This window comes from Streptomyces sp. Root431 (assembly GCF_001426585.1).
In the GTDB taxonomy this organism is placed as follows: domain Bacteria; phylum Actinomycetota; class Actinomycetes; order Streptomycetales; family Streptomycetaceae; genus Streptomyces; species Streptomyces stackebrandtii.
This window is the reverse complement of record NZ_LMEI01000006.1, coordinates 18044-43198: the sequence shown is the minus strand read 5'-3', so window position 1 is coordinate 43198 and position 25155 is coordinate 18044. Positions and strand designations below refer to the sequence as shown.

Annotated in this window: 31 protein-coding genes and 1 pseudogene; 13 read left to right on the top strand and 19 right to left on the bottom strand. The window is 73.0% G+C overall.

Annotated elements, in window-relative coordinates; all coding sequences use genetic code 11:
• Positions 1–69: 69 nt before the first annotated feature.
• The 6 genes from ASC82_RS04670 to ASC82_RS04645 form a co-directional block, all read right to left on the bottom strand.
• A complete protein-coding gene (locus ASC82_RS04670; protein ID WP_242427552.1) occupies positions 70–798 on the bottom strand; it encodes a DUF6230 family protein in 729 nt (242 codons plus the stop codon).
• Positions 795–1412: a hypothetical protein gene (locus tag ASC82_RS04665; protein WP_242427551.1), complete on the bottom strand. Its 618-nt coding sequence runs from the start codon at positions 1410–1412 to the stop codon at positions 795–797. Before ASC82_RS04665 ends, ASC82_RS04670 begins: the two co-directional genes overlap by 4 nt.
• Positions 1409–1915 (bottom strand): DUF6114 domain-containing protein, encoded by a 507-nt coding sequence (locus ASC82_RS04660; RefSeq protein ID WP_242427550.1) that lies wholly within the window; start codon positions 1913–1915, stop codon positions 1409–1411. The genes ASC82_RS04665 and ASC82_RS04660 overlap by 4 nt, the downstream gene beginning before the upstream one ends.
• Positions 1909–2694, bottom strand: coding sequence for a DUF6230 family protein (locus tag ASC82_RS04655; protein WP_056641949.1), 786 nt, complete (start codon positions 2692–2694; stop codon positions 1909–1911). The genes ASC82_RS04660 and ASC82_RS04655 overlap by 7 nt, the downstream gene beginning before the upstream one ends.
• Entirely contained in the window at positions 2691–3191 is a 501-nt protein-coding gene (locus ASC82_RS04650) for a DUF6114 domain-containing protein (RefSeq protein WP_056641947.1), read from the bottom strand. Before ASC82_RS04650 ends, ASC82_RS04655 begins: the two co-directional genes overlap by 4 nt.
• Positions 3192–3296: 105 nt before the next feature.
• Positions 3297–3977 (bottom strand): DUF6230 family protein, encoded by a 681-nt coding sequence (locus ASC82_RS04645; RefSeq protein WP_056641944.1) that lies wholly within the window; start codon positions 3975–3977, stop codon positions 3297–3299.
• A gap of 178 nt (positions 3978–4155) precedes the next feature.
• On the opposite strand from ASC82_RS04645, the gene ASC82_RS04640 reads away from it, so the two are divergent.
• On the top strand, positions 4156–4764 hold the full coding sequence (locus ASC82_RS04640) for a TetR family transcriptional regulator (RefSeq protein WP_056641941.1): 609 nt from the start codon (positions 4156–4158) through the stop codon (positions 4762–4764).
• A gap of 9 nt (positions 4765–4773) precedes the next feature.
• Here the strand turns inward: ASC82_RS04640 and lepB are convergent, their stop codons facing one another.
• Positions 4774–5499 carry a signal peptidase I gene (gene lepB, locus ASC82_RS04635; protein WP_079039044.1) on the bottom strand — a complete coding sequence of 242 codons (726 nt, stop codon included), beginning with the start codon at positions 5497–5499 and terminating at the stop codon, positions 4774–4776.
• Positions 5500–5725: 226 nt separating this feature from the next.
• On the opposite strand from lepB, the gene ASC82_RS04630 reads away from it, so the two are divergent.
• Both ASC82_RS04630 and ASC82_RS04625 read left to right on the top strand, forming a co-directional pair.
• On the top strand, positions 5726–7018 hold the full coding sequence (locus tag ASC82_RS04630) for an FAD-dependent oxidoreductase (protein ID WP_079039043.1): 1293 nt from the start codon (positions 5726–5728) through the stop codon (positions 7016–7018).
• Positions 7015–8064: an RNA polymerase sigma-70 factor gene (locus tag ASC82_RS04625; RefSeq protein WP_079039042.1), complete on the top strand. Its 1050-nt coding sequence runs from the start codon at positions 7015–7017 to the stop codon at positions 8062–8064. Before ASC82_RS04630 ends, ASC82_RS04625 begins: the two co-directional genes overlap by 4 nt.
• Positions 8065–8072: 8 nt before the next feature.
• Here ASC82_RS04625 and ASC82_RS04620 read toward each other — a convergent pair whose 3' ends face one another.
• Complete coding sequence (locus ASC82_RS04620) at positions 8073–9188, bottom strand: AraC family transcriptional regulator (protein ID WP_056641938.1); 1116 nt, start codon at positions 9186–9188, stop codon at positions 8073–8075.
• Between the two features lie 154 nt (positions 9189–9342).
• On the opposite strand from ASC82_RS04620, the gene ASC82_RS04615 reads away from it, so the two are divergent.
• Entirely contained in the window at positions 9343–9753 is a 411-nt protein-coding gene (locus ASC82_RS04615; RefSeq protein ID WP_056641936.1) for a Rieske (2Fe-2S) protein, read from the top strand.
• On the opposite strand, the gene ASC82_RS04610 is transcribed toward ASC82_RS04615, so the two are convergent.
• Positions 9740–10420 (bottom strand): cysteine hydrolase, encoded by a 681-nt coding sequence (locus tag ASC82_RS04610; RefSeq protein WP_056641933.1) that lies wholly within the window; start codon positions 10418–10420, stop codon positions 9740–9742. The two genes, ASC82_RS04615 and ASC82_RS04610, sit on opposite strands and share 14 nt — an antisense overlap.
• A gap of 76 nt (positions 10421–10496) precedes the next feature.
• On the opposite strand from ASC82_RS04610, the gene ASC82_RS04605 reads away from it, so the two are divergent.
• Positions 10497–10955 (top strand): pyridoxamine 5'-phosphate oxidase family protein, encoded by a 459-nt coding sequence (locus ASC82_RS04605; RefSeq protein ID WP_056641930.1) that lies wholly within the window; start codon positions 10497–10499, stop codon positions 10953–10955.
• A 174-nt stretch (positions 10956–11129) separates the two neighbouring features.
• On the opposite strand, the gene ASC82_RS04600 is transcribed toward ASC82_RS04605, so the two are convergent.
• On the bottom strand, positions 11130–12032 hold the full coding sequence (locus ASC82_RS04600) for a LysR substrate-binding domain-containing protein (protein WP_056641927.1): 903 nt from the start codon (positions 12030–12032) through the stop codon (positions 11130–11132).
• A 73-nt stretch (positions 12033–12105) separates the two neighbouring features.
• On the opposite strand from ASC82_RS04600, the gene ASC82_RS04595 reads away from it, so the two are divergent.
• A complete protein-coding gene (locus ASC82_RS04595; protein WP_242427549.1) occupies positions 12106–13272 on the top strand; it encodes a DMT family transporter in 1167 nt (388 codons plus the stop codon).
• Here ASC82_RS04595 and ASC82_RS04590 read toward each other — a convergent pair.
• The gene (locus tag ASC82_RS04590) at positions 13263–14597 is read right to left on the bottom strand and encodes an aminotransferase class I/II-fold pyridoxal phosphate-dependent enzyme (RefSeq protein WP_079039041.1); all 1335 of its coding nucleotides are present in this window, start codon (positions 14595–14597) and stop codon (positions 13263–13265) included. The genes ASC82_RS04595 and ASC82_RS04590 overlap by 10 nt on opposite strands.
• A gap of 35 nt (positions 14598–14632) precedes the next feature.
• Between ASC82_RS04590 and ASC82_RS04585 the strand changes: the two genes are divergently transcribed.
• A complete protein-coding gene (locus tag ASC82_RS04585) occupies positions 14633–15319 on the top strand; it encodes a pyridoxamine 5'-phosphate oxidase family protein (RefSeq protein ID WP_242427548.1) in 687 nt (228 codons plus the stop codon).
• Positions 15320–15336: 17 nt separating this feature from the next.
• Positions 15337–15981: an FMN-binding negative transcriptional regulator gene (locus tag ASC82_RS04580; protein ID WP_056641918.1), complete on the top strand. Its 645-nt coding sequence runs from the start codon at positions 15337–15339 to the stop codon at positions 15979–15981.
• A gap of 13 nt (positions 15982–15994) precedes the next feature.
• Here the strand turns inward: ASC82_RS04580 and ASC82_RS04575 are convergent, their stop codons facing one another.
• From ASC82_RS04575 to ASC82_RS04565, 3 genes are all read right to left on the bottom strand, one after another.
• Complete coding sequence (locus tag ASC82_RS04575) at positions 15995–16957, bottom strand: EamA family transporter (RefSeq protein WP_056641916.1); 963 nt, start codon at positions 16955–16957, stop codon at positions 15995–15997.
• A gap of 178 nt (positions 16958–17135) precedes the next feature.
• Positions 17136–18191: an EamA family transporter gene (locus ASC82_RS04570; protein WP_056641913.1), complete on the bottom strand. Its 1056-nt coding sequence runs from the start codon at positions 18189–18191 to the stop codon at positions 17136–17138.
• A 41-nt stretch (positions 18192–18232) separates the two neighbouring features.
• Entirely contained in the window at positions 18233–18823 is a 591-nt protein-coding gene (locus tag ASC82_RS04565; protein ID WP_242427593.1) for a Clp protease N-terminal domain-containing protein, read from the bottom strand.
• Between the two features lie 280 nt (positions 18824–19103).
• On the opposite strand from ASC82_RS04565, the gene ASC82_RS04560 reads away from it, so the two are divergent.
• Together ASC82_RS04560 and ASC82_RS04555 are read left to right on the top strand one after the other, a co-directional pair.
• Positions 19104–19328 carry a hypothetical protein gene (locus tag ASC82_RS04560; protein ID WP_056641907.1) on the top strand — a complete coding sequence of 75 codons (225 nt, stop codon included), beginning with the start codon at positions 19104–19106 and terminating at the stop codon, positions 19326–19328.
• Positions 19329–19396: 68 nt separating this feature from the next.
• Complete coding sequence (locus tag ASC82_RS04555; protein WP_056641905.1) at positions 19397–19825, top strand: SRPBCC family protein; 429 nt, start codon at positions 19397–19399, stop codon at positions 19823–19825.
• 58 nt (positions 19826–19883) lie between these two features.
• Here ASC82_RS04555 and ASC82_RS04550 read toward each other — a convergent pair whose 3' ends face one another.
• From ASC82_RS04550 to ASC82_RS04540, 3 genes and pseudogenes are all read right to left on the bottom strand, one after another.
• Positions 19884–20507 (bottom strand): PadR family transcriptional regulator, encoded by a 624-nt coding sequence (locus ASC82_RS04550; RefSeq protein ID WP_079039040.1) that lies wholly within the window; start codon positions 20505–20507, stop codon positions 19884–19886.
• Between the two features lie 247 nt (positions 20508–20754).
• Positions 20755–21117 (bottom strand): annotated as a pseudogene (locus ASC82_RS04545) (Appr-1-p processing protein); the annotation flags it as partial.
• A 41-nt stretch (positions 21118–21158) separates the two neighbouring features.
• Positions 21159–21578: an MmcQ/YjbR family DNA-binding protein gene (locus tag ASC82_RS04540; protein WP_056641903.1), complete on the bottom strand. Its 420-nt coding sequence runs from the start codon at positions 21576–21578 to the stop codon at positions 21159–21161.
• 217 nt (positions 21579–21795) lie between these two features.
• Between ASC82_RS04540 and ASC82_RS04535 the strand changes: the two genes are divergently transcribed.
• The gene (locus tag ASC82_RS04535) at positions 21796–22290 is read left to right on the top strand and encodes a pyridoxamine 5'-phosphate oxidase family protein (protein WP_056641902.1); all 495 of its coding nucleotides are present in this window, start codon (positions 21796–21798) and stop codon (positions 22288–22290) included.
• A gap of 99 nt (positions 22291–22389) precedes the next feature.
• Positions 22390–22935 carry a GNAT family N-acetyltransferase gene (locus ASC82_RS04530; protein ID WP_056641899.1) on the top strand — a complete coding sequence of 182 codons (546 nt, stop codon included), beginning with the start codon at positions 22390–22392 and terminating at the stop codon, positions 22933–22935.
• Here the strand turns inward: ASC82_RS04530 and ASC82_RS04525 are convergent.
• On the bottom strand, positions 22924–23277 hold the full coding sequence (locus ASC82_RS04525; RefSeq protein WP_056641895.1) for a hypothetical protein: 354 nt from the start codon (positions 23275–23277) through the stop codon (positions 22924–22926). The genes ASC82_RS04530 and ASC82_RS04525 overlap by 12 nt on opposite strands.
• A 114-nt stretch (positions 23278–23391) precedes the next feature.
• On the opposite strand from ASC82_RS04525, the gene ASC82_RS04520 reads away from it, so the two are divergent.
• Positions 23392–24201, top strand: coding sequence for a PhzF family phenazine biosynthesis protein (locus tag ASC82_RS04520; protein WP_056641892.1), 810 nt, complete (start codon positions 23392–23394; stop codon positions 24199–24201).
• Positions 24202–24281: 80 nt separating this feature from the next.
• Here ASC82_RS04520 and ASC82_RS04515 read toward each other — a convergent pair whose 3' ends face one another.
• Positions 24282–25064: a CPBP family intramembrane glutamic endopeptidase gene (locus ASC82_RS04515; RefSeq protein ID WP_056643217.1), complete on the bottom strand. Its 783-nt coding sequence runs from the start codon at positions 25062–25064 to the stop codon at positions 24282–24284.
• Positions 25065–25155 lie beyond the last annotated feature (91 nt).

The following is a 25155-nucleotide window of genomic DNA, read 5'->3' as shown; positions in this document are numbered from 1 at the left end:
GCCGTTCCCCGCGATGGGCGCTCCGCCCATGCCGCGCGGGGAGACGACGGTGAGGGCCGCAGTCTGCCATCACGGCGTGCCGGGCGTACCGACGGGCCCGGGTGGGGCGGGGCAGGCGACCGTGCCCGGCCGGACGGCGAGCGTGAGCTTCGGGGTGGTGAGGAGGCCGGGTATCTGGAAGTCCTGGGCGGTGCCGACGATCCGGTCGAACTTCGCGTAGCGCGCCTGGATGCCGAAGCGGTGCTGCGGACTGCTCAGCGGGTTGGCGACGTACGCCCCGGACGCGTCCTTGACCGTCTTCACGTCGGCGCCGTTGACGTTGAGGTCGACGATGCCGTCCATGTCCAGCACCCCGGTGGCGTTCCGCAGGTCGAGGACGGTGTTCTTCGTCCGGATCTCCCACGAGCGGGGGTCGTCGTCGCCGAGGGTGAGCAGCAGCGTGTACGTGGCTCCCGCGATCTGCTGGCGCTGGCTCAGGCACAGGCCGTTGATCACACCGTCCGCGAAGCCCATGCGGAGCACCCGCACGGTGCCGGCGGTGCCGTCGGGCCGGACGACGGGCTGGTCGACGACCGCGGCGCCGTACTGCGTCCCGTACAGACTGCTGGTCGTGAAGTCGACGGGCCGGTCCTGGATCCGCAGGCCGACGGCGAGCGCGCCGCTCGCCATGGCGGACCCGAGGCCGGCCGCCGCGAGGAGCGCGGGCACGGCGACGGCGAGCGAGCGACGCCAGTGGGTACGGCCTTCCGGGAGCGGGACCGGGACTGGGACCGGGATGGGGTGGTCGGCAGGGCTCACGGGACGGTCACCTTGATCGTGCCGGGGAGGTGGACGGGGTTGTCGGTGGAGTCGAGGGCGGCGTGGTCGTCGACCGTACGGATCGCGTAGATGTCGCCGACGAAGTCCTCGGCCCCGGCGGTGAGGGGGATGAGGGAGCCGAAGAAGTCGAGCAGCCCCTGCACCCCGCAGATCTTGACGAGGACCCGGACGCAGACGTTGCCGATGGTGCCCCACATCGTCGTCGTCTCGGGTTTCCCCGCGCTGTCGTAGCCGCCGAGGGAGCCCTCGTCGGGCACGTCGATGGTGAGGGTGTGCCCGGCCGCCCGCTGGGTCACGTTCATGTGCGAGCGGATCTTGAGCTTGGTGAAGGTGTACTGGGTCGTCGTGCGGGTCGTGCCGTCGGACAGCCGGATGGTGACGTTCTTGTCGACGGTCATCGAGACGGCGACCATGCTCGCGATGGTCACGTGCAGCGGGTCCGGCGCGGGCAGGAAGGGCACGCCCAGCGGCTCGGGCGCGGCAGCCGCCCGACCTGCGGCGCTGCTCGGCTGGCCGGACCAGACGGCCGTGGCGACGGCGAGGAGCAGTGCGGCCGCGACGGCGACGAGCGGGGACCGTACGACGCGGATCACGTCTCCACCGCCCGGTCCGTGACGCGGCCCCCGGGCCGTTCCGACACCCGCTTCGGCGCCCGGTCCAACACCCCCTCCGTCACCCGCTCTGTCACCTGCTCCGTCACCTGCTCCATCACCCGCTTCGCCGCCGTGCCGCGCGGCCGTTTGGCGCCCCAGCCGACGGTCATCGAGCCGCCGAGGACGCCGAGCGCCATGCCGAGGAGGAACCCGCCGAGGTTGGAAACGACGAGCGAGACGACCGCGAGGACCGCGCCGATGATTCCGAAGGTGTAGCGCTGACCGGGCAGCGCCATCGGGATGAGGCCGCACAGGATCATCCCGCCGCCGACGAGGTAGCCGGCCACTCCCCCGAAGCCCGTGCTCACGATCAACTGGAGGGAGCTGAGCGAGAACTTGAGGACGGTCCACCCGCCGGCGATCAGCCACACCCCGCCCCAGAACGGCCGGGTCCGGCGGAAGGCCCGGAACCACGCGTACGCGGAGCCCAGCCGGCTCAGCATGTCGTGGCCGTTCCCGGGACGACCCTGATCTTCAGGTCGGGCAGGACGAGCGCGCCGGCCATCTCGGCGTCGTACGCGGTGGCGTTCAGTCCGTGGAGCGTGATGGAGCTGCCCCCCTCGCCGCCCGCCGAGCCGAGCCCGAAGCCTCCGGGCAGCGCGCCCGTGAGGGGCTTGCCGGCGACGGTGACCTGGTCGGCGGACTGGCCGAGGACCGCGTTCTGGAGGGTGGTCGGCCCGTACGACTGGAGTTCGGTCGCCTGGATGTAGAGGTTCGAGGCGTCAATGTCGGTGGTGAAGGTGCCCGGCGGGGTGGCCGTCACCTTCTGGCCGCCCGTCAGGAGCAGCGAGTACGGGACTCCGGCAATCGACTGGTGGACGATGCCGCAGAGTCCGGCGAGCCCGGCACTCGCGAAGCCGACGCGTGCCATGGCCGTGTTCGTGGTGGTGGTGCCGTCCGGACGTCCGACGGCGGGGGTGTTGACGATGGCGCCGAAGCCGCTGCCCTCGACACCGTTGGACGTCAGGGTGAACGGCTGCCCGGCGACGCTGAAGTTGGCGGCGAGCGCGCCGTGGGCGAGCGCGGTGCCGAGGGCGCCGACGACGAGGGCCGAGGGGACGAAGGCGAGGGCTCCGCGCCCCCAGCGGGTGCCGCGCCGGGTGCCGTCGGTCGCCTCGGCGAGCATCCGGGCGTTCCACCCGGCGGCGGCACGGGTGCCGGTCGTCCGCATCCGGGCGAGGGACGTGCCGATGCGGCGCGTACCGGAGAAGGAGTGCGTCATGGGGATCCGCTCCCAACGGATACGGGGGGTACGGGCGTTTCGGCGGCCGACCGCGTACGACGGAGGAGGCCACGGCCGCCGCGCCGCCGGGCGGGTTTCTCGGGCAGCCAGGCGAAAGCCATGGAACCGCCCAGGACGGAGAGGGCCATTCCCACGAAGAGGCCGCCGAGGTTCGACAGGGGGAAGGAGGCGACTCCCGCGATCACCGCGATGACGCCTGCGGTGTGGCGCTGACCGGGGAGCAGCAGGATCAGCAGGGCCATCGCCATGAGGACGACGCCGCCGGACATGCCCGCGATGCCTCCGACGCCGACCTGGAGGATCTGGCCGAGCGGTGCCATCGGCAGGAAGAAGATGACGAAGCCGCCGGTCCCGGTCCACAAGGCCGCCCAGAACGGGCGGGTGCGGCGCCAGCGCCGGAAGGCGAGGCGCGCACCGCGCGCGGTGGAGGTGGGAGCGGGAGCTCCGGTCGGCTCGGGCGGCGGGTCGGTGGTCATGGGGTGAGCCCTCGCAGTCATGGGTCGAGGTGGGGAGGGAACCGGGGATCCGCGTCCTCCGCGCCGCTTGGACGCGGATCCCCGGCATCCGGCGTCTGGCCGGACTCAGCAGGGCCTGTCGCCGTGGGCGATCGCGATCGCCAGGTCCGGCAGGGTGATCGCGCCGGAGATCGTGGCGCCGTTGGCGTCGGCGTTGAGGTTCTTGATGTCGGTCCGGCCGCCGCTGGCGTCCAGGCCGAACTGACCGGCGGCGCCGTCCTTGATGCCGGTGCCCTTGATGCCGGCGCCGTCGGCGGCGGCGCCGATCACGTTCGGGGTGGCGTCGCTCGCGTTGAGCGTGGCGGTGGCCGCCTTGAGCGACTGGGCGTCGAGGACCAGCTTGTTCGCCTGGAGCCCGGCCCCGGCGACGAGTTGATCGCTGGTGAGCGGGGTCGCCGCCGCGGGTGAGGAGATGTTGAGCGACCAGGTGCCGAGGCTGCCGATGACCGGCAGGTCGACCGACTGGACGGCGTGGACGCAGATGCCGTCGAGGCCCGCCTTGGCGATGCCGACCTCGGCGGCGCCCTTGGCCCCGCCGGCGTCGATGGTGTGCATGACCGCGCCGATGCCCTGCGGAGCGGCGACGGTCTTCGAGCTGAGGGTGAAGGGGACGCTCGTCAGCGAGAGGTTCGCGGCGAGCGCGCCCTGCACCATCGCCGTGGCCATGGCCGCCACGGCCGCGGTCGCGGGCAGGGCCAGGAATGCCGATCTGCGCCAGCGGGTGACGCCTCTGTTCTCTTCCTGCATGTGATCTCCCACCGTCGTCCCGCGCCGTCGGCGCGGGGGATGTGAACCCGGCAGCAGCCGTGGACCACTCCACAACTGACAGTTCACGGCTGCCTGTTTGAGAATTGGACAGTTGCCGACGATGTGTCAACACTCTGGACAATCCTGGGAAGAATTCGGGCTGGACTAGGCTGGGCCGATGGCACGGTTCAGGGAGACGGTCCGGACACTGCTGCGCGAACGCCTCTTGGACGCCGCGTACGACGCGGTCGCGGACCGCGGCTTCGACAAGCTCCGGATGGCGCACCTCGCCGGAGCCGTCGGCGTCAGCCGGCAGACGCTGTACTCGGAGTTCCCCTCCAAGGAGGCGGTCGGCGAGGCCCTGTTCCAGCGCGAGCTGGAGCGCTGCCTGCTCGGCATCCAGCAGGGCCTGGACGCGCACCGGGACGACCTGCGCGCGGCCGTCACGGCCGCCGTCGGCTTCACGCTCACGCTGGCCGGCCGGAACCCGCTGATCAAGGCCATGCTGACGAGCACCGGCGAGGACGGCCTCCTCCCCTACCTCACCACCCGGTCCGCGTCCGCGTTCGAGACCGCGACGGCGATGGCCGACGCGTACGTCACGGAGGCCTGGCCCGGCGTGGACCCGGTCGCGCGCGAGCTGGCCGTGGACGCGGCGGTCCGGCTGACCGCCAGCCACATCGTCCAGTCCACCGCCTCGCCCGAGGAGTCCGCCCGCCGCATCGCCGACACGGTGGTCAGGGTCGCCCTGAGCACCGGCCAGGAGAGCCTCGCCCCCACCCAGTAGGGGGCGCGCTTACGGCCCCGGCCCCACCCGCCCCTCCGACCCGGCCCACCCCGGCAGGCCGCCCGCCGACGTCTCCACGCCCGCCCACCCCTCCAGGCCGCCCGCCCACCCCTCCAGGCCGCCCGCCGACCGCTCCACGCCCGCCCACTCCTCCAGGACGGGCCGATCGCCGAGGCCCGGCGAGGTCGAGACGGGGAAGGCCCGCAGGCCGACCCTCCCCTCGACGCGGCCGAGTTCCCCCCAGCCGTACACCCGGGAGTCGTCCGAGAGATCGGGGTTGTCCCCCAGATAGAAGAAGGAACCCTCCGGCACGGTCACCAGCTCCGGCCGCGCCGACCGTGTGCCGCCCGGTGCGCAGCAGGCGCCCGTACGCCGCGCCTGCGCCGCCCACTGCGAGGCCACCACCCGGCGGACGGGGCCCTGTCCCCGCTCCTGGAGGAGGACCTCGAAGGGCCGTTCCGGCGTGGAGACGATGGCGACCCGGTCGCCGGGAAGGCCGATGACGCGCTTGACGAGCAGTGCATCCCTGCCGGTCGCCCGGAGCAGCACGACGTCGAAGCGGCGCGCCTCCCCCGCCGAACCCGGCGCGACGAGCACGCGATCGCCGTCCTCGAGCGTCGGGGTCATGCTCGTGCCGTCGACGCGGACACTCAGGGACGTGACGGCCACCGCCGCGAGGAGACAGAGCAGGACGCCGGTGCCGAGGACGGCGCCGGCCGCCCGGCGCGCGTTCACCGGCGGCCGGCGGGGTCTCGGGGCCGGGCGGCGCCGGACCGGTCGAATGCGGTCATGGCGGGACGGTAGGCCGGGCGGCGGACGGCGGCTGTGACCGTACCGCTCACGGTTGTTGACCGCGCGCCATCACGTCACACACCCACCCATGTGACCTGCGTCACATGCTGTCACACGGGCGGACCCCGCGGTGTCTTGTGCATGAACCGCTCGAAACGAAGGAGACATCGTGACCGGGAACACCGAAGTGGTCGTCATCGGCGGCGGGTACGCCGGAGTGATGGCCGCGAACCGCCTGACGCAGCGCGACGACGTGACCGTGACGCTGATCAACCCGCGCCCGGACTTCGTCGAGCGGATCCGCCTCCACCAGCTCGTCGGCGGGTCCGACGACGCGGTCGTCGCGTTCACTGACGTCCTGCGCCCGGGCGTCGGCCTGCTGGTCGACACCGTGACGCGGATCGACGCGGCCGGGCGCAGCCTGACGCTGGCGACCGGGGACACCGTCCGCTACGACTACCTGATCTACGCGGTGGGCAGCGGCAGCGCCGACCCGCGCGTTCCGGGAGCCGCCGAGTTCGCCTACCCGATCGCCGATCTGGAGGAGGCCCAGCGGCTGCGGCCGGTCCTCGACGCCACGCCCATGACCGCCCCCGTGACGGTGGTCGGCGGAGGCCCGACCGGCATCGAGACGGCCGCGGAGCTGGCGGAGACCGGCCGCACCGTGACCCTGGTCTGCGGATCGGTGCTCGGCCCGTACCTGCACAAGCGCGGCCGCCGCTCGGTCGCCAAGCGCCTTGCGGCCCTCGGGGTGACCGTGATCGAGGGTCCCGGGGCGAAGGTGACGGCCGTGACCCGCGACGCCGTGCGGCTCGACGACGGCCGTACGCTGCAGAGCCGGTTGACCATCTGGACAGCCGGCTTCGGCGTGCCGGACCTGGCCGCGCGCAGCGGGCTGAGCACCGACGCCCTGGGCCGGTTGCTCACGGACGAGACGCTGACCAGCGTGGACGACGACCGCGTCGTCGCGGCCGGGGACTCGGCGGCGCCGTCGAACCTGCCGGCGCGGATGAGCTGCCAGGCCGCGACGCCGCAGGGCGCGCGGGCCGCCGACACGGTCCTCAGCCGGATCGCGGGAGAGGCGCCGACGCCCCTCAACCAGGTCTTCGCCGGGCAGTGCATCAGCCTGGGCCGAGGCGGCGGCATCTTCCAGTTCGCCCACCGCAACGACATCGCGCTGTGGTTCCACATCGGCGGCCGCACCGGCGCGAAGGTCAAGGAGATCGTGTGCGCGGGCACCGTCAAGCACCTGGCCGCGGAGGCGGACAAGCCCGGTTCGTACGGTCTGCACAACGTCTCGGGAGGCGGCCAGCGCGAGAAGCTGCTGCGGGCCGAGCGCGAGCGCACGGCGGCAGTGGGTCATGATCGGACCCTCACCGACGAAAAGGATCTTGCTGTGGACGCACACGTGCCGGCCGCCGGCGCCCTGGACGGACCGCGAAGGAGCGAGGTGAAGGCATGAGCGACGGCACGACCGGCGCGGCGAACGACGGCACGACCGGCGCCGCGAGCGACCGGACCACCGAAACGGTGAACGACGGCACCACCGACGCACCGACCGACGGCACCACCGACGTACCGACCGACGGCACCACCGGCGCGGCGGGCGCCCGCACCGCCGACGCGGCGACCGAGGCGTTCGTCGCCCACCGTAACCTCCTCTTCACCGTCGCCTACGAGATGCTCGGCTCGGCGGCCGACGCCGAGGACGTCCTCCAGGAGACCTGGATGCGATGGGTCGAGGTCGACCTGGACCAGGTACGCGACCAGCGCGCCTATCTGGTCCGGGTCACGACCCGCCAGGCGCTCAACCGGCTGCGCACCGCGAGCCGGCGCAGGGAGTCGTACGTCGGCCCCTGGCTGCCCGAGCCGATGCTCACCGCGCCGGACGTGGCCGAGGACGTGGAGCTCGCGGAGAGCGTGTCGATGGCGATGATGCTCGTCCTGGAGACGCTGTCGCCGACGGAGCGCGCGGTCTTCGTCCTGCGCGAGGCCTTCGGCTTCGAGTACGACGAGATCGCGACCGCCGTCGACAAGACCCCCGCGGCCGTCCGGCAGATCGCGCACCGCGCACGCCGGCACGTCGACGCCCGCCGGCCTCGCCGGTCGGTCTCCGTGAGCGAGACCCGGGCCGCCCTGGAGTCGTTCCGGCGGGCGTTCGAGACGGGGGACGTCCAGGGCCTCCTCGACGTCCTCGCCCCCGAGGTCGTGTACATGGGCGACGGCGGCGGCGTGAAGCACGCCGCCCTGCGGCCCGTCCTCGGGGCCGACAAGGTGTCGCGCCTCATGGCGGGATTCGTCGGCAGGGCCGACGGGGCCGGCTTCGCGATCACCCTCGGCCCCACGATGGTCAACGGCAGCCCGGCGCTCCTCGCCCGCCTGGACGGCGAGATCGACGGCGTCATGGCGGTCCACGTCGAGAACGCCCGCATCACGGGCATCTACTTCGTCCGCAACCCGGAGAAGCTGTCCCGCGTCGCGTCCGAGACCCCGCTCGCCCTGCGCTGACCCCGCGCTCACCCGCCCCGGGCCCGATAGGCCCGGGGCGTCTCGCCGGTCCAGCGCCGGAACGCCCGGTGGAACGCGCTGGGTTCCGAGAAACCGAGCTGCCGCGAGAGCAGCTCGATGGAGACCCGGCCGCCGGAGAGCTCGGCGATGGCGTGGTCCCGGCGCACCTGATCACGCAGCCGCTGGTACGTGGTTCCCTCCGCCGCCAGCCGGCGGCGGAGGGTCTGCGGGCTCATGGACAGCCGGTCGGCGAGCTGCTGCGGCGTCGGCACCGGCTCCGCGGGCAGGGCCTTCCCGATCAGGTGGCGTACGCGGCCGGTCACCGTACCGCCGTGGTCGGCGCGGACGAGCACACCGGCCGGGGCGCGGCGGAGGAAGGCCTGGAGGGCCGCCGCGTCCCGCAGGACGGGCGCGTCGAGGTCGGCCCGGTCGAAGACGGCCGCTGTCCGCCGGGCGCCGAAGACGCAGGGCGCCCCGAACAGGAGGGCGTACTCCTGGGCGTGCCGGGGTTCGGGGTAGGCGAACTCGACGCGCCGCAGACCGATCCGGCGGCGGATGAGCCAGCCCGCGAAGCGGTGGGCGACGAGCACGGTGGACTCCGCGCCGAAGTGGAGGGGGTCGTCGTACCCGGTGATGTCGAACTCCATCCGAGCCTCGTCGCTCCCTCCGGCCCCCAACTCCCCTCCCACCCCGGGGTCTCCGACCTCCCGGGGCTCTCCGACCTCCCGGGACTCCCCGACCTCCCCGGGCTCCCCTCCCGCCCCGGGCTCGACGAGCCGGAATCGCGGCCCCGAAGGGAAGAGGGAGTAGAAGTCCTGGCCGCGCCGGAGCGCGTCGCGCAGGTCCCGGCTGCCGTGGACCACGACGTGGCCCATCATCGCGAAGGTCCCGACCTTGCTGGGCGCTCCGCCGAATCCGATCAGCTCGTCGTCGAGGATGGCCCACAGCATCCTCACGAGCCGTCCGAACCGTTCCGCCGGCACCCTGGCCTGCGCGCCCCCAAGGAGTTCGGCGGGCAGACCGGCCCGCGCGAGCAGCGGCGCGGGGGCGATTCCGCGCCGCTCGCCGCCCAGCAGCACGGCCCGTACATGGTGGGCGCTGACCGACCCCGTTGACACTTTCATTGCAAGGTGTCCATGTTCCGACACTCTACTCAGAACTGTAAGGCTCTCGAAGGCGTCATCCTGTGAACGGGGCACAGGTCACACCCGTACCGTCGGGTGCCAACACACCAGTGCGCGAAGGAAAACCGGTGCGCGAGTGAAAGAGGGGCAGTACATGAGCGGAGTGGCACGCAGGACGGTGGTCTCGGCGGCGGGCGCCGCGGGCCTGGCGGCGGCGCTCGCGGCCTGCGGGGGCGGCGGCACCGAGGACAAGGGCACGGGCACGGAGGAGCAGCCGGGCGCCACGCTCGCGCGGACCAGGGACATCCCGGTGGGCGGCGGCAAGGTCATCGCCGGTCAGGGCCTGGTGATCACCCAGCCGAAGGCCGGCGAGTTCCACGCCTTCTCGTCCAAGTGCACCCACGCGGGCTGCGCCGTCAGCGAGGTCAAGGACGGCGTCATCGTGTGCCCGTGCCACCAGAGCCGGTTCGACGTGTCGGACGGCAGCGTGAAGGGCGGCCCGGCGACCGCCCCGCTGCCGCCGACGCCGATCCAGGTGGTGGGCGACGAGATCAGCCTCGGCTGACAGGGCCCCCGGCGGGCCTCGCGCGCCGGGGGGCCTTCCAGCAGCCCAGCACCTCGTCCGTGGTCGTGATGGTGGCGACGAGCGCGAGGGTGTGGCGGATCATCGCGGGGGTGTAGTCGGCCGGCACTCCCGCGATGGCGTCCCCGGGCACGACGACCGTGTAGCCGAGGTTCACGGCGTCGAAGACGGCGTTCGGTACGGCCACGTTGGCGGAGACGCCGGTCACGATCAGCGTCCGGCAGCCGAGGTTGCGGAGGAGCGCGTCGACGTCCGTGCCGGCGAGCGGGGAAAGGCCGTGGAGGCGCCGGACCACGATGTCCTCGTCCGAGACCTCGATCGGTTCGGCGATCCGTACGGCCGTGCTGCCGCTGTGCTGCTGCACGGGCAGCCGGGCGGCGGCCCGGAAGAGCCGGGCGTTGGTGTTGGCGCCGCGGCCGTCGGGGCGCCGCTCGGCGACGGCGTGGATCACCTGGACTCCGGCCCCGTGCGCGGCGGCCACGAGCCGCGCCACGTTCCGCAGGGCGCCCGACGCGCGGGCCACAGCGGCCAGTTCGGGCAGGGCGCTCTCCGCGCCCACGACCCCCCGCTGGCACTCGACGGTGAGGAGCACGACCCCGCCGTCCGGACGGATCGACTCCCCGAGCCGGTCTCTCGCATTCTCACCCATGGTCTCCCCTTGCCTGCGCGCGAATGGCCCCCCATGCTTTCTGACGTCTCATCAGAAATCCAGAAGGGTGCGGACGATGACCGTCGCACAGCGCCGTGGACGCCGGATCATGATGACCCCGGCGGAGCTCGACTCCTTCCTCGCCGAACAGCGCACCTGCCGGGTGGCGACCGTCTCCGCCGACGGCCGCCCGCACGTGAGCGCGCTCTGGTTCGCCTGGGACGGCAGCTCGCTCTGGCTGTACTCGCTGACGCGCAGCCGCCGTTGGGCCGAGATGCGCGCCGACCCGAGGATCGCGGTGGTGGTGGACGACGGGGTGGAGTACGGCGAGCTGCGCGGCGTGGAGCTGTCGGGCACGGTCGAGTTCGTCGGCGAGGCGCCCCGCACCGGCGAGCCGCTCCCCGAACTCGACGCACCCGAACAGCTCTTCGCCGCCAAGAACTTCGGCCTGGACACGATGCCGCACGACGGCCGCCACGCCTGGGCGAGGCTGACCCCGGACGCCATCGCGTCCTGGGACTTCCGCAAGATCTAAGGGGTGTCTTGCCGATCACGCCGGCTCGCGGATCAGGCGCGGCTCGCGGATCAGGGGCGGCTCGCGGATCAGGGGCGGCTCGCGGATCAGGGGCGGCTCGCGGATCAGGGGCGGCTCGCGGATCAGGGGCGATCCCGCCCCTGATCCGCCGGACAGACCCCAGGGAGCCGTCCGTCAGCTGCCGAGCGGCTCGGCCGCCGCCCGCAGCGCCCCGACGACCGCCCGTACGGAGGGGCGGCGGCCCGCGTCGGCGCGCCAGGTGGCGTAGATGTGGCGCCGCATCTTCTGCCGTACGGGCACGAAGACGACGCCTTCCGGCAGCGGGCGGCCGAGTCGGGGCGTCACGCACACCCCGAGTCCCGCCGCGACCAGCGCCAGCTGCGTGTGGTGCTCGCCGGCGAGGTGGCCGATGCGCGGCTCGATGCCCTGCGAGCGCAGCGTGAACATCAGCCAGTCGTGGCAGAACTCGCCCTCGGGCCAGGACACCCACTCCTCGTCGGCGAAGTCCACCAGGTCCACGGCCTCCCGCCCGGCCAGCCGGTGCCCGGCGGGCAGCGCCACGTCCGCCGAGTCGTCCAGGAGGTGGGCCCGCTCCAGGCCGCCCGGCACGGGCGCCCGCTTGTTGCTCCAGTCCAGGACGATCGCGAGGTCCGCGTCGCCGCGCAGCACCGCGCGCACCCCCGGCTCGGGCTCCAGCTCCGTGGTGCGCACGCGGAGTTCGGGATGGCCGGCGCGCAGGGAGGCGAGCGCGCCGGGAATGAGCCCGCGGGCCGCCGTCGGGAAGGCCGCGAGCCGCACCTCGCCCACGACCCGGCCACTCTGGGCCTCGATGTCGGCCTGGGCGAGCTGGACCTGGGAGAGGATCCGGGCGGCGTGCTCGGCGAGCAGCAGTCCGGCGTCGGTGAGGCGCACGCCCCGGCCGTTCTTGGCGAGCAGCTGCTGCCCCACCTCGCGCTCCAGCTTGGACAGCTGCTGGGAGACGGCCGAGGTGGTGACGTGCAGCCCGTCGGCGGCACCGCTCACCGAGCCGTGCCGCGCGACGGCGTCGAGGGTCCGCAGGCGCTCCAGATTCAACATGTAAGCAATCCTAAGGGGAGGGGTCGAAGAATTCTCACTTGTTCTACGAGGTCGGTCCCGTCACCCTGAGTACATGAGTCCCGCAGCCCCGCCCCAGCCCTCACCCGCCTCCCCCTCCCTCACACCCACCGGCTCCGCGCTCGCCGCGCGCGGCGCCCGGCTGCTCGACTGGCGCGTCCGCTTCGGCGCCCTGGCCCTCATCTGGGGGTTCAGCTTCCTCTTCATCAAGGTCGGCACGGAGGGCTTCGCCCCCTTCCAGGTGACGTTCGGACGGCTCCTGTTCGGTACGGCGGTGCTCGCCGTCGCCCTGGTCGTGAAGCGCGACAGGCTGCCGCGCGGCGCCCGGGTCTGGGGCCATCTGACGGTGGCGGCGTTCCTGCTCAACGCGCTGCCGTTCTCGCTCTTCGCGTACGCGGAGCTGACGATCCCCTCCACCCTGGCGGGCATCTGCAACGCGACGACCCCGCTGTGGGGCATGCTGCTCTCGCTCGTCGCGCTCTCCGAGGACCGTCCGACCCGGATCCGCGCCGCCGGTCTGGGCATCGGCTTCATGGGCGTACTCACGGTGCTCGGCGCCTGGCAGGGCTTCTCCGGTCTCGACGTGACGGGCACGGCGCTGGCCCTGCTGGCCTCGTTCAGCTACGCGGTGGGCTGGATCTACGTCCGCAGGACGCTGAGCGACACGGGCGTCTCGCACCTCTCGCTCGCCGGCTCCCAGGTGGGCCTCGCGACGCTCCAACTGGCCGTGGTCACTCCCCTGTTCACCTCGATGCCGGATTCGGTGGAGGTCGTGCCCCTGCTCGCCGTGATCGCGCTCGGCGCCCTCGGCACCGGATACGCGATGCTGCTCCAGTACGGCGTGGTGGCGGAGGTCGGCCCGACGACGGCCTCGATGGTCACGTACTTCATCCCCGTCATCGCCACGGCGGCGGGCGTGGCCGTCCTGGGCGAACAGCTCACGTGGAACACGCCGGTCGGCGCCGTGATCGTCCTCGCGGGAGCCGCACTCACCCAGACCCGCACCTCGCGCCGCAGGGCAACCGGCGGCCCGCACCTCAGTGCGCGGAAGACCCCGCCGTCCTGTGCGGGCAGGCGCCCCGCCGGGGCGGAACGGATGGGCACACGGGACGCCGCCCTCGCGGGCGCCTGCGCCCCCGCGTCACCGGTTCGGCGCACACCTGGTGCGGGTCCGGGCCCGGAAGCCCAGGCCGGGCACCTGGCGGCCGAGACTCACCCGTAACTCCGCGCGGGAGCCGGCCCCGCCGCCCGCGCGAGGGCCTCGGCGAGGGGCTCGACGTCCTCGGCGGTGAGGCCGGAGACGGTGACGCGGACAGCCGGTCCCGCGTTCATCCTGAAGCGCGCGCCCGGCGCCACCGCCCATCCGTCGGCCACGAGCCGCGCCACCGCGCCCGTCTCGTCCGCGACCGGCACCCAGACGTTCATGCCGCTGCGCCCGTGGGCCTCGGTCCCCCGCCGGGCGAGCGCCCGCACCAGGCCGTCGCGCCGCTGCCCGTACGCGCGGGCGACGGCGGCCGGATCGACCGCCTCCGCGGCCCACAGGTGGGCGACGGTCCGCTGGAGCAGCCGGCTGACCCAGCCGGGGCCGAGCCGCTGCCGCCCGAGGACCCGGTCGACGGTCTCCGCGTCCCCGGTGAAGGCCGCGATCCGCAGGTCGGGCCCGTATGCCTTCGCGACCGAACGCACCAGCACCCAGCGGTCGGTGACCCCGGCGAGCGGATGGAGGGGCTGCGCGACGATCCCGTGCCCGTGGTCGTCGTCCACGAGGAGGACGTCGGGGTGCGCGGCGAGGACCCGCCGCAGCTCCCGCGCCCGCTCCTCGGTCACGCACGCCCCGGTCGGGTTCTGCGCCCGGTCGGTCACGATGACCGCCCGCGCCCCGTCACGCCGGATCGCCCGCTCGACCTCCTCCGGCAGCGGCCCCTCGTCGTCGACGGCGACGGGCACGGGCCGCAGCCCGAGGGCCGGTACGAGGTCGAGCAGGCTGCCCCAGCCCGGGTCCTCGACGGCCACGGCGTCCCCGGGCCTGAGGTGCACGGCGAGCACCCGCTCGATGGCGTCGAGGGAGCCGGAGGCGACGCCGACGGGCCCGGCGGGCACGCCGTCCGCGTCGAAGGCGGCCCGCGCGAGCCGCCCGAACTCCTCGTCGACGGGGGCCTCTCCGTACAGGCCGGGCCGCTCGGCGTACCGTCGCGCGACCTCCGCGAAGGCCTCGCCGAGCGGTGGCAGGAGCGCCGGGTCGGGGCTTCCGTTGCTCACGTCCCGGACCCCGGCGGGGGCGTCCACCCTGATCGAGCCGCGCGCGGTCGTGGCGGGCCGTGGCCGCACCCGGCTGCCGCGCCGCCCGTCCGTCTCGATGACCCCGCGCTCACGCAGGGTGCGATAGGCGGCGGCGACCGTGTTGGCGTTCACCCCCAGCGTCAGCGCCAGTTCCCGCATGGGCGGCAGCAGGCGCCCGGGCTCCAGGGCGCCCGTGCCGACCCCGCGCTCGACGCTGGCGGCGATCTCCGATGCGCGACGACCTTCGATCCGATACTCTCCTAGCACAAAAGTTATTATGCACTAGTGCAATGGAGTCCGCAATGACCGCCGCCGCCGACACCACCTCGACAAGCGCCTACGCGCCCACCGACCGCACCGTCCCCACCCGAAACCGCGACCGCGCTTCGTACGACAGGGCCCTGGTCCACTCGATACTCGACGGCACCTCCGTCTGCCACCTCGGCTTCGTCCGCGACGGGGCGCCGGTCGTGCTCCCGACGCTCTACGGCCGCGTCGGCGACCGGCTCTACATCCACGGCTCCACCGGCTCGCGGCCCCTGCGCACGGCGGGCGACGGCGTGCGGGCCCCCGGTCTGCCCGTCTGCCTGACCGTGACCCACGTCGACGGCCTGGTGCTCGCCCGCTCCGCCTTCCACCACTCCCTCAATTACCGCTCGGTTGTCGTCCACGGCACCGCCCACCAGGTCACCGACCCCGCGGAGCTGCGGACGGCCCTCGACGCGCTCGTCGACCAGGTCGTCCCGGGCCGCTCCCGCGACTCGCGCCCGGCGAACGCCAAGGAGCTCGCCGCCACCGCCGTGATCCGGCTCGACCTGGACGAGGTCTCGGCGAAGGTCCGCACCGGCGGCCCCAACGACGACGCCGAGGACCTCGGTCTCCCCCACTGGGCCGGCGTGATCCCCGTCCGCACGGCCCACGGCACCCCTGTCCCGGCCGACGGCCTCGACCCGGCCGTCGCCCTGCCCGACTACCTCGCCGCGCTCTGAGGACAGGAGCCACCACGATGCTGATCCACCCCTGGGACGCACCCCTCGACGACAGCGAGTGGCGCGACTGGCTCACCCGCCACGACTTCGGCCAGCTCGCCGTCAACGGCCTGCCCGGCGACCCGCCGTGGGTGCAGCCGATGCACTTCCGGTACGAGGCCGAGCCCGGCCCGTACGGCCGCGTCCTCACCCACCTGGCCCGCCCCAACCCGCTGTGGCGAGCGATCGAGGCGCATCCGACGGTGCTCCTGAGCGTGGTCGACGACTACGTCTTCGCACCGGGCCCGTGGACGGTCGCCGAGGGCACGCCCCCCGCGCACGGAACGCCGACCTCGTACTACGCGGCCGTCCAACTGCGCTGCACGGCGCACGTGATCGACGACCCGGCGGAGAAGGCCGAGCTGCTCAACCGCCAGGTCGCCCACTTCCAGCCGGACGGCGGCACCGCCCTCGCGGCCCCCGGCGAGGCCCCGTTCGGCCGCCTCCTCTCGGGCATCCGCGTCCTGAACCTGGAGGTGACCGAGGTACGGGCCAAGTTCAAGTACGCGGGCAACAAGCCGCCCGAGGTCCAGGAACGGATCGCGGACCGGCTGGCCGAGCGCGCGGGCCCCGGCGACCTGGCGGCCCGCGCCCACCAACTGCGCCGACGCGCCACGACGTAGGGCCCGCGACGCCCTACACCGTCACGGCCTCCCGCCGCCGCACCGCCACCGTCCTCGCCTCGGCGAAGGCCAGGCCCGTGACGGCGACGAGCAGCAGCAGGGTGCCGAGGACGATGGCTCCGGTGAGCTGCTCGCCCAAGAGCGAGACGGCGATCAGGGCCGCGCTCACCGGCTCCAGGAGCATGATCACGGAGACGGTGGCGGCCCGGACGACGGCCGCGCCCGCGAAGTAGAGCGCGTAGGCGAGGGCCGTCGGTACGGCCGCCACGTACACCAGCAGGAGGACGACCTGCACCGGCGCGTCCGTGTGCGGTACGAGTCCCTCCGCGGCCGCAAGCGGCAGCAGACCCACCGCTCCGATGGCGAAGGCCCAGGTGGTGGTCGCGAGGGCGTCCGTCCCGCCGCCGTCCCGGCCGAGCCACCGGGTGAGCAGCGTGATCGCGGCGTACCCGGCGGCCGAGACGACCGCGAGGCCCACGCCGAGCGGTCGCACCTCCTCGGCCCCGCCGCCGAGGACGAGGACGGCCAGCCCTGCGAGGGCCCCGATGACGGCGAGGAGCCCGCCGCGGCCGAGGCGCTCACCCATGGCGAGCCGGGCGCCGACGGCGATGAGGACGGGGCCCGCGCCCAGGGTGACGACGGTGCCGACGGCGAGGCCGGTGTCCTGGACGGCGGCGAAGTAGGCGCTCTGGAAGACGGTCAGCCCGATCCCCGTACCGAGGATGCGGGCCGTCCGCCGGCCGCGCGGTTCCCCGGCGGTGCGGGCGACGGCACGGCGGGGCCGCAGGGCCAGCGCGCCGAGCAGCAGGACGAGCCCGCCGACGCAGCGCCAGAAGGAGAGGGCCAGCGGGCCCATGTCGCTGACGCGGAAGATCAGCGAGGCGGCGGCACCGGCCGTGCCCCAGGCGATCCCGGCGACGATGAGATAGAGCAGGCTCCGCCCGACGGGCAGGGCGGATTCCGAGGAGTTCGGCACGTGACTTCTCCGAGGAGGAAGAGGGAAGGGTGGTCGCTCGGCTCCGCGCGCGGGCAGCGACGAACCGCTCGGGGGCGGAGATCCGCCCACCCGAGCCCGGTCCTCGTCGGAAGATGCCGTCGCGCGCTAGGCGGTGGGCGGCGGTGTCGAACGTGCGATCACGTGCATGAGCGGCACGCTAGGGGGCGGTCCGCCCGGCCGACAACTCCTTTTCGTCCCGCCCGACGGCTCCGGTCCCTGAATGACCACCGGGGACGGCCGCGGAATCACCACGGGAGGCCGCCGCGGACTCGCTCCCGGAGGCCGCCACGGGCTCCGAAGGCGGCGCCTTGGGCGTCGAGGACTGGGCGATGAACGCCCCGACCAGGACCAGCGCTCCGCCGAGGATCTGCGGCGCGTCCAGGTGCTCGCCGAGGAGCACCCAGGCCAGCACCGTGGCGACGACGGCTTCCAGGCAGGCCACGACCCCCGCGACCTGCGGCGAGAGGCGGCGGACGGAGATGACGCCGGTGACGTACGCGAGGACCGTGGCGATCAGCACGATCCAGCCGAGCAGCAGCCATGCGGGCACGCTGCTGCCGTCCATGTCGGCGCTGCCGCCGAGGATCGCCCAGTCCATGCCCCACGGCCGGGCCACGACGGTGAGGACGAGGGCGCCGATGAGCAGCCCGTACGCGATGACACCGAGCGGATCGGCCTGCTCCGCCTCGTCGGACCCCTGGTCGGAGAGGACGAAGTAGCCGACCTGGCAGCAGGCCGCGGCGAGGGCCAGGAGCAGACCGATGAGGTCGAAGCTCAGCCCGGACCAGACCTGGACGACGCACGAGAGGCCGCCGACGGCCAGGAGGACGCCGAGGGCGGCGGCGCGGGTGACGGGCCGGCGCTGGACGAAGCGGACCCAGCCGAGGACGAGGGCCGGGGCGAGGTACTCGATGAGCAGCGCGACGCCGACGGGTATGCGGGAGATCGAGGCGAAGTAGAAGGCCTGGACACCTGCGACGGCGAGCAGGCCGAAGCCCACGAGGAGGGCGGGTTTGCGGCGCAGGAGGTCCCGGTGGCGCCAGGCCACCGGGAGCATGACGAGCGCGGCGCCGGCGACCCGGAGCCACACCACGTGCAGCGGGTCGAGTCCCGCCTCGATGAGTGGCTTGGCCGCCACTCCTGAACCACCGAATGCGAAGGCCGAGGCCAGGGCAAGTCCCAGGCCGGCGCTTCTCCCCTGAGACGCGTGCATCGGGCCATCATGACAGGACGCGGTCAGGTGCGTAACCCCCGTTACACCTGTTGAGACGGCTCCCCGCCGAAGGCCCCGGGAGAACCCGCACCGGACCCGTCACCAAGAGCCTCGACCCGCCCCTCGACCTGGGCTTCGATACGGGATTCGATACAGGCTTCGATGCGGACGACCAGCGCGACCGGATCGACCCCGGCCCGCCGCAGCACCTCGACGGCCCGGTTCTCGGGGTCGGCGGCGACACCGGCGAGCAGGTCGAGCCCGCGCGCTCGTTCGTCGCCGCGCCCGGCGGCCCGCCGGAAGGCACACTCCAGGGCGGCGACCGCGGCCGGTGACCAGCCGGAGGCGCGTCCGCCACCGCCCTGCGGCTCGGCCTCGCGCACGGCGGGCAGCAGGCGCCGGGCACCGGAGTCCTCGACCGAGCGCTGCCAGCGCAGACCGTAACCGATGGACCGCTGGGCGAGGTAGCCGAGGATGCGGGCGAGCTGATGCCCTCCCTCGAAGACGTCGCCGACGTCCGGGTCCGACTCGACGAGCGAGTGCAGGAGGTGCGCGGTGTCGATCTGGCGGTCCCCGTCCCGGAGGGCTCTGCGCCGCGCGCCCGCCACGACCGCCGCGAGCGAGGGCGTCAGGAAGGACGCGAGCTCGGCGCGCGGGGCGACGGGTTGCCGGAGTGGTGGGGGCAGCGGCTGCGGGAGAGGAACGGGATGGTGCACCCTTCCACCTCATCAGGCCGGGGCGGTCGGAGCATCGCCGGAGAGAAGCATGTCCGCATCCCACCGGAGTTGGGCACACGCGCACGGTTCCTCCTCCTTACGGAGGAGATTGCCCGCGTTCGCCTCCGGGGGCGCGCGCCGCCTTGCATTGCGCCCCCATTGCAACCGCAGGCCCGTTGCCGTTCGTCCTTCGGTCGTGTTCTGGATGGTGGCTCTGCTCGCATGCGACGGACGGCAGTACGTGTACCGGGTGTACGCACCCCGAGAGGCGCTGCCGGCCGACCTGTTCTGGGCCGCGTTCCACTGCCACGAGGAGGACGGGGGGCCGCGCGCCTCCGACTGCTTCGACTCCGCCGAGATCTGGTGGATCGGCGACGGCGCCGGACCGGCCGCCGCAGAACTGACGGTTCATCAGTATTGAATGTTCACGCCCACCCGGCTACGTTCCGCGACACCGGAACCAGTAGGCACGCCTGAAGGGGTGGTCGCATGGCCGAAGTCAGCGCGGAGGCACGGATCGAGGCGCCGGCCGGAAAGGTCTGGGCACGCCTCACGGACTTCTCCTCGTACGGCGAGTGGAACGCCACGCACACCAGCTTCCCGAGCGGCGGCCCGGCATCCCTGGAGACGGGCGCGACCTTCACCGAGAACATGAAGCTGATGGGCTTCCCCGCCGAGGTGCTCTGGACGGTCGAGGAGCTGGAGACCGACCGGGCGCTCGCGATCAAGGGCAAGGGCCCGATGGGGGTGATGGTCACCACCCGCTACTCGCTCGCGGCGGAGGGGGACGCGACGACGGTACGGATCGACGGCGAGTTCACGGGCGCGGCGGTGTCGCTCATGGCGGGGAAGCTCAAGGACTCGGCGACGGCGGCCCTGACGGAGTCGCTCCGCAAACTCGCGGGCCTGGTCACCTGACCCGCAGACACACGAAAAGGGCCCCGCGACACAAGCCGCGGGGCCCTTTCGTCACCACTCAGTCCTCATCGGCAAGGATGAGGTAGAGCTTCTTGCGGGCGTCGTTGATCACGCCGACCGCCTTCTGACGCTGCTCGGCGGTGCCGGTCTTCCAGACCTGCCCGAACGCCTCCATCAGCCCGAAGCCGGCCTGCCGGATCTCGTTCACGGCCTCCCAGTCGACACCGCGCCCGGCCTCTTCCCACGGGGCCTCGGGGCCTTCCTCAGCCTCGGCGCGCCCGGCGTCGGTGAGCGTGAACAGCTTCTTGCCGCCCTCGCTCGCGCTGGTGATCAACCCCTCGTCCTCCAGCATCTGAAGGGTGGGGTAGACCGAGCCGGGGCTGGGCTTCCAGGCCCCGTCGCTGCGCTCGCCGATCTCCCGGATCATCTCGTAGCCGTGCATGGGGCGGTCCTTGAGCAGCGCCAGGATCGACGCACGCACGTCACCGCGCCGCGCCCTCCCCCGGCCACCACCGCGGCCACGCCCGCCGAACCCGCCCCCGAAGGGGCCGGCACCACCGAAGCCGGGCCCGAACGGCCCGAACGCGGCCCGCCGCCCCTCGAAGTCCCCACGAGGTCCGGGGCCGCAGGCCCCACGACCGGCTCCGTGTCCGTTTCCGCACTCGTGTCCATGTGAACGCATCGCAACGCTCCTTCCGTCGAGTTTCCATCGTTGAACTGTCGCGATGCCTCAACGATATATCGGAACTGTTCGTCGAGCAAGAAGCGACTGCGAAATGAAGGGTGGTGTTGGCGAGGAGGGGCGCGATGACGCCGATCAGCGCGACGAGCCCGGCCTTGCCGAGCCGGATCGCGCGCTACCGGCAGCCCACAGGGTCGCCACGTTCGAGCTCCGGACAAGCGCCGAGGGGGGCGGGGGGGCGAAAGCCCTACGCCCGGTCGTAGACCGTGGTGGCGATGCCGCGCGCGCCCAGCGTCTTCTCGATGACCGGCTCGATGCGTTCCCATGTCCCGCCGGCGAGACCGCACCCGATGCGGGGCATGTGAACGGAGGCGCTGTGGGCCAGGGCGTGCTCGGCTACGGAGTCCAGGCACCGCGCCAGGGTTTCGTACCGGATGGGCGGACCGCCGCTGCCGGTCCGCATGCCACGCTGCGCGACCATGTTCGCGACCCGGATGTCGGCTCTGACCTGGATGAGCTGCACCGCCCCGAGGGCGAAGTCGTTGCCCGCGCGCTCGCGGTGCCAGCGGCGGTACTCGCGCTCCGGCTCGGGCCAGCGACGCGAGAGGGAGTTACGGCCTCCCCCGAGACGCCATGTGGCTTCGGATCAGGTCAGCCGAGCGGCGGCAGGAGAGGGAGCCGGGCGGCGAGGAACTTCGGGGCCATCCCTCGGTAGCTGTCGGTGATCAGTTCGGCAAGCTCGGTCCAGTCGGTGTGGTCGCCGAGCATGGCCGCGGCGACGTTGTGGCCCCACCCGGCACGGAGGAACGGGAACCCCGTGGCGGTCAGGCCCATCAGGTCGTCGGCGGGTACCCGAAACGTCATCACGACCGGTTCCTGATCCGCGGTGACATACGGGGCGTAGATCGGGGAGCGATCCAGGTCCGGCGTGTAGACATGGGCGAACGTCCGCTTGCGGATCCGCCAGCGCACGCCGACCCAGGCGGGTTCCTCGTACGACTCCGGCAACTGGCGGCAGATCGACCGCAACCGGTCCAGGATCTCCGGCGGCACGTCTCCAGGACTGGTCATAGGCCGACACTATCGACCGCCGCGATTTCCGCGCCAGACGCTTCTTGGCAGGGAAGCCCACGTGGCAGCAGTGAGCCCCCGTGCGTCGTGATCGGTACCCGTGGCGCACGGTTCATGGCGGGAGTTCCGCCGACAACCACCGGTCCGCCCGCGACGGGTCATCCGTCCTAGGCTGGTGGCGTACCGGGGGGGCTCCCACGGGAAGGTGGATCGGACCATGCAGGCGAGCGAGATCACCGAGATCCTGAACCGGCCGGTCAGCCGGGAACTCCTGGCCCGGGACATCACCCGGCTGGCGTACGTCGCCGAGGACGGCACGCCCCGCGCCATCCCGATCGGCTTCGTCTGGAACGGCACGGAGATCGTCATGTGCACCCCGCCGAACGCCCCGAAGCTGGCGTCACTGCGCCGGAACCCGGCGGTCGCCCTCACGATCGACACCGAGGTCCACCCGCCGAAGATCCTGCTCCTGCGCGGCCGCGCCGAACTGGACCTCGTCGAGGGCATCCCCGACGAGTTCCTCCAGTCGAACGGCGCCTACACGATGACGCCCGAGCAGCGGGTCGAGTGGGAGGCCGAGGTCCGCGCGCTCTACGTCGAGATGGTCCGGATCGTCGTGACCCCGACCTGGGCGAAGATGATCGACTTCGAGACGACCCTCCCGAGCGCGGTCGAAGAGCTGGTCAACCGGCGAGCCGAACGCGACGCCTGACCACCCACCGACCGGCCGACCGGGCCACCCGCCGGCCACCCGGCCGCCACACCTGCCCACCCACCGGCGTCGGCCAGAATCATGCTCATGATGACGCCCATGACCAGCGACAACGCCCTCCTCTTCACCCAACTCCTCACCCCCGACGCGGTGACCGGCCCCCTCGCCACCGCCCTCACCGAGTGCTGGATCGAAGTGAGCGACGCGGGCGGCGCGGCCGGATTCCCCTTCCCGCCGGTCGATCCCGCCGAGGTCGCGGCCGCGCTCGACCGCATCGTCACGGGCCTCGACCCGGTGAGCAGCCGCCTCGTCGTCGCGACCGTCGGCGGCACCGTCGCGGGCTGGCTGCACCTCCGCCGCGATCCGGACCCCCTGGTCGCCCACTGGGGAACGCTGCACCACGTCCAGACCCGCCTCCACGTACGCGGCCGGGGCATCGGAGCCGGCCTGGTGCGCCAGGCCCGGGTGATCGCCCGCGACGAGATGGCCCTGGAGCAGCTGCGGCTCGCGGCACGCGGTGGCGTCGGCCTCGAAGAGTTCTACGGCCGCCTCGGCTGGGAGGAGATCGGCCGCTGGCCCGGAGCCCTCCGGCTGGCGCCCGAGGACGACCGCGACGAGGTCCTCATGGTGCTTTCACCCCTGTAGCGCCGCCCGCCGCCGGGCCCGTGCGGCCCGGACGGCCCGTACCGCCCGGGTGATCCCCCACCCCAGCAGCCACGGCAGCACCGTGATGCCGAGGACGTACACGAGGAGATAGCCCACGAGGTCGTCGGTCCGGGTCGGCTGGCCCAGCGGCATCACGATGGCGATCGCGGAGACCGTCACGGGGAGCAGCGGCAGCAGCACGGACCACAGCCGCGCCCGCAGGCCGGGCCGGAAGGCGCACCAGACGCCCATCCCGCCCATGAGGAAGGGCCCGAACGGCACCCACAGCACCACCGGGACGAAGAACAGCATCCACCAGTCGTCGCCGTATCCGAACATCATCGAAGCCCCCCGAGGCCGCCGTGGATCCCCCTTCGGGGGACGCCGGCCAGTACGGTCCAGTTCTCCGCGATTGGCCTTGGCCCGCGCGTTTCCACTCCTTGTACGGTCAGCGGCATGCGGATCCGAATCGTCGACGCCTTCACCGACCGGCCCTTCTCCGGAAACCCGGCCGGAGTCCTCCTCCTCGACTCCTTCCCCGAGGACTCCTGGCTCCGGAACGTCGCGGCGGAGGTCAACCTCTCCGAGACGGCCTTCGCCCACCCCCTGCCCGCCGGCGGCGAGGCGGACTGGGCCCTGCGCTGGTTCACCCCGGCCACCGAGGTCGATATGTGCGGCCACGCCACGCTCGCCACGGCCCACGTCCTGCACACCACCGGCGCGGCGACCGGCACCATCCGCTTCGCCACCCGGTCCGGCGTCCTGAGCGCCACCGCCGCCGCGGACGGCACCATCACCATGGACTTCCCGACCTCCGCCCTCACCCCCCTCCCCGTCCCCGAAGGCCTGGCGAAGGCGCTCGGCGCCGAGGTCGTCGCCGTCCACGACACGTCCGCCCACATCGGCGACCTCGTCGTCGAGCTCCGCGACGAGGCCACCGTGCGCTCCCTCACGCCGGACCTCGCCGCCCTCGTGAGCCTCTCCTCGCGCGGCATCATCGTCACCGCCACCGCCGAGAACCCCGACGGCGGTTACGACTTCGTCTCCCGCGGCTTCTTCCCGGCCATCGGCATCGAGGAGGACCCGGTGACCGGCAGCGCCCACACCGCGCTCGCCCCCTACTGGTCGGCCCGGTTCGGCCGCGACGAGCTCACCGGATTTCAGGGCGGCCTCCGCACCGGCCTCGTCCGCACCCACCTCCGCGGCGAGCGCACCCTGCTGACGGGCCACGCCGTGACGGTCATCGACGGCGACCTGCACGCCTGACGGAAACGCCCGAAGCACCGGAAACGAGCAAGGGGCGTACGGCTCAAGCCGTACGCCCCTGATCCGTCCCCCGCGTCCCGTCAGCCGGTCGGCAGCCAGCCCACCTTCCCCGCCAGCAGCCCGTATCCGACGAAGGCCACGATGTCGAGCAGGGCGTGCGCCACGACCAGCGGCCCGACCCTCCCCCAACGCCGGTACAGCAGGACGAAGACGACGCCCATCACCACGTTGCCGATGAAGCCGCCGATCCCCTGGTAGAGGTGGTACGAACCGCGCAGCACCGAGCTCGCGACGAGGGCCGCCATCGGCGTCCACCCCAACTGCCCGAGCCTGCGCAGCAGATAGCCGACGACGATGACCTCTTCCAGGACGGAGTTCTGCACCGCCGAGAGGATCAGCACCGGGTACTTCCACCACACCTCCGGCAGGGACTCCGGCACGACCGTGAGGTTGAACCCGGAAGCCCGCGCCGCCAGGTAGAAGGCGAGCCCCGCGCTCCCGATCCCGGCCGCGACCAGCGTCCCGCGTCCCAGGTCCGACCAAGGCCGGGTCCGGTCGAAGCCGATGGACCGGAGCCCGGCGCCCTCCCGCATCAGCAGATGGGCGACGAGGACGACCGGCACGAGCGCCGTGGCGATGCCGAAGAGCTGCCAGGACAGGTCGAGCCAGGGCCGGCCCGGCGCGTACGAGCCGTTGAGCGTCGCCGCCTGCTCCTTCAGCGACCCCGGCCGGGTCAGGGACCCGATGAAGCTGATGAGGGACGACAACGCGCTCGCGCCGAGGGAGAGCGCGAGCACGATGAGGGTCTCGGAGCGCAGCACCTTCCGCGGCAGGCCTCCTGGGGGCAGGGAAGCGTCCCTCACGTCTTGCTCCGACACCACACCTGTCTCCACTTCCCCGTCGTGGGCCCATGCCGTTCCGGCGGTCGCGGCCTGCCTCGGCCGCCTCGACTAC

Bases quoted from the DNA above. Each gene is read 5' to 3' on its own strand.
- ASC82_RS04595 (WP_242427549.1), top strand. From the start codon at position 12,106: ATGAGTCCCGCAGCCCCGCCCCAGCCCTCACCCGCCTCCCCCTCCCTC.
- ASC82_RS04535 (WP_056641902.1), top strand. From the start codon at position 21,796: ATGCAGGCGAGCGAGATCACCGAGATCCTGAACCGGCCGGTCAGCCGG.
- ASC82_RS04520 (WP_056641892.1), top strand. From the start codon at position 23,392: ATGCGGATCCGAATCGTCGACGCCTTCACCGACCGGCCCTTCTCCGGA.
- ASC82_RS04600 (WP_056641927.1), bottom strand. From the start codon at position 12,032: ATGTTGAATCTGGAGCGCCTGCGGACCCTCGACGCCGTCGCGCGGCAC.
- ASC82_RS04620 (WP_056641938.1), bottom strand. From the start codon at position 9,188: ATGAAAGTGTCAACGGGGTCGGTCAGCGCCCACCATGTACGGGCCGTG.
- ASC82_RS04530 (WP_056641899.1), top strand. From the start codon at position 22,390: ATGACCAGCGACAACGCCCTCCTCTTCACCCAACTCCTCACCCCCGAC.
- ASC82_RS04580 (WP_056641918.1), top strand. From the start codon at position 15,337: ATGCTGATCCACCCCTGGGACGCACCCCTCGACGACAGCGAGTGGCGC.
- ASC82_RS04640 (WP_056641941.1), top strand. From the start codon at position 4,156: ATGGCACGGTTCAGGGAGACGGTCCGGACACTGCTGCGCGAACGCCTC.
- ASC82_RS04655 (WP_056641949.1), bottom strand. From the start codon at position 2,694: ATGACGCACTCCTTCTCCGGTACGCGCCGCATCGGCACGTCCCTCGCC.
- ASC82_RS04615 (WP_056641936.1), top strand. From the start codon at position 9,343: ATGAGCGGAGTGGCACGCAGGACGGTGGTCTCGGCGGCGGGCGCCGCG.
- ASC82_RS04540 (WP_056641903.1), bottom strand. From the start codon at position 21,578: ATGACCAGTCCTGGAGACGTGCCGCCGGAGATCCTGGACCGGTTGCGG.
- ASC82_RS04585 (WP_242427548.1), top strand. From the start codon at position 14,633: ATGACCGCCGCCGCCGACACCACCTCGACAAGCGCCTACGCGCCCACC.
- ASC82_RS04610 (WP_056641933.1), bottom strand. From the start codon at position 10,420: ATGGGTGAGAATGCGAGAGACCGGCTCGGGGAGTCGATCCGTCCGGAC.
- ASC82_RS04605 (WP_056641930.1), top strand. From the start codon at position 10,497: ATGACCGTCGCACAGCGCCGTGGACGCCGGATCATGATGACCCCGGCG.
- ASC82_RS04660 (WP_242427550.1), bottom strand. From the start codon at position 1,915: ATGCTGAGCCGGCTGGGCTCCGCGTACGCGTGGTTCCGGGCCTTCCGC.
- ASC82_RS04650 (WP_056641947.1), bottom strand. From the start codon at position 3,191: ATGACCACCGACCCGCCGCCCGAGCCGACCGGAGCTCCCGCTCCCACC.
- ASC82_RS04645 (WP_056641944.1), bottom strand. From the start codon at position 3,977: ATGCAGGAAGAGAACAGAGGCGTCACCCGCTGGCGCAGATCGGCATTC.
- ASC82_RS04555 (WP_056641905.1), top strand. From the start codon at position 19,397: ATGGCCGAAGTCAGCGCGGAGGCACGGATCGAGGCGCCGGCCGGAAAG.
- ASC82_RS04550 (WP_079039040.1), bottom strand. From the start codon at position 20,507: ATGCGTTCACATGGACACGAGTGCGGAAACGGACACGGAGCCGGTCGT.
- ASC82_RS04570 (WP_056641913.1), bottom strand. From the start codon at position 18,191: ATGCACGCGTCTCAGGGGAGAAGCGCCGGCCTGGGACTTGCCCTGGCC.
- ASC82_RS04525 (WP_056641895.1), bottom strand. From the start codon at position 23,277: ATGATGTTCGGATACGGCGACGACTGGTGGATGCTGTTCTTCGTCCCG.
- ASC82_RS04625 (WP_079039042.1), top strand. From the start codon at position 7,015: ATGAGCGACGGCACGACCGGCGCGGCGAACGACGGCACGACCGGCGCC.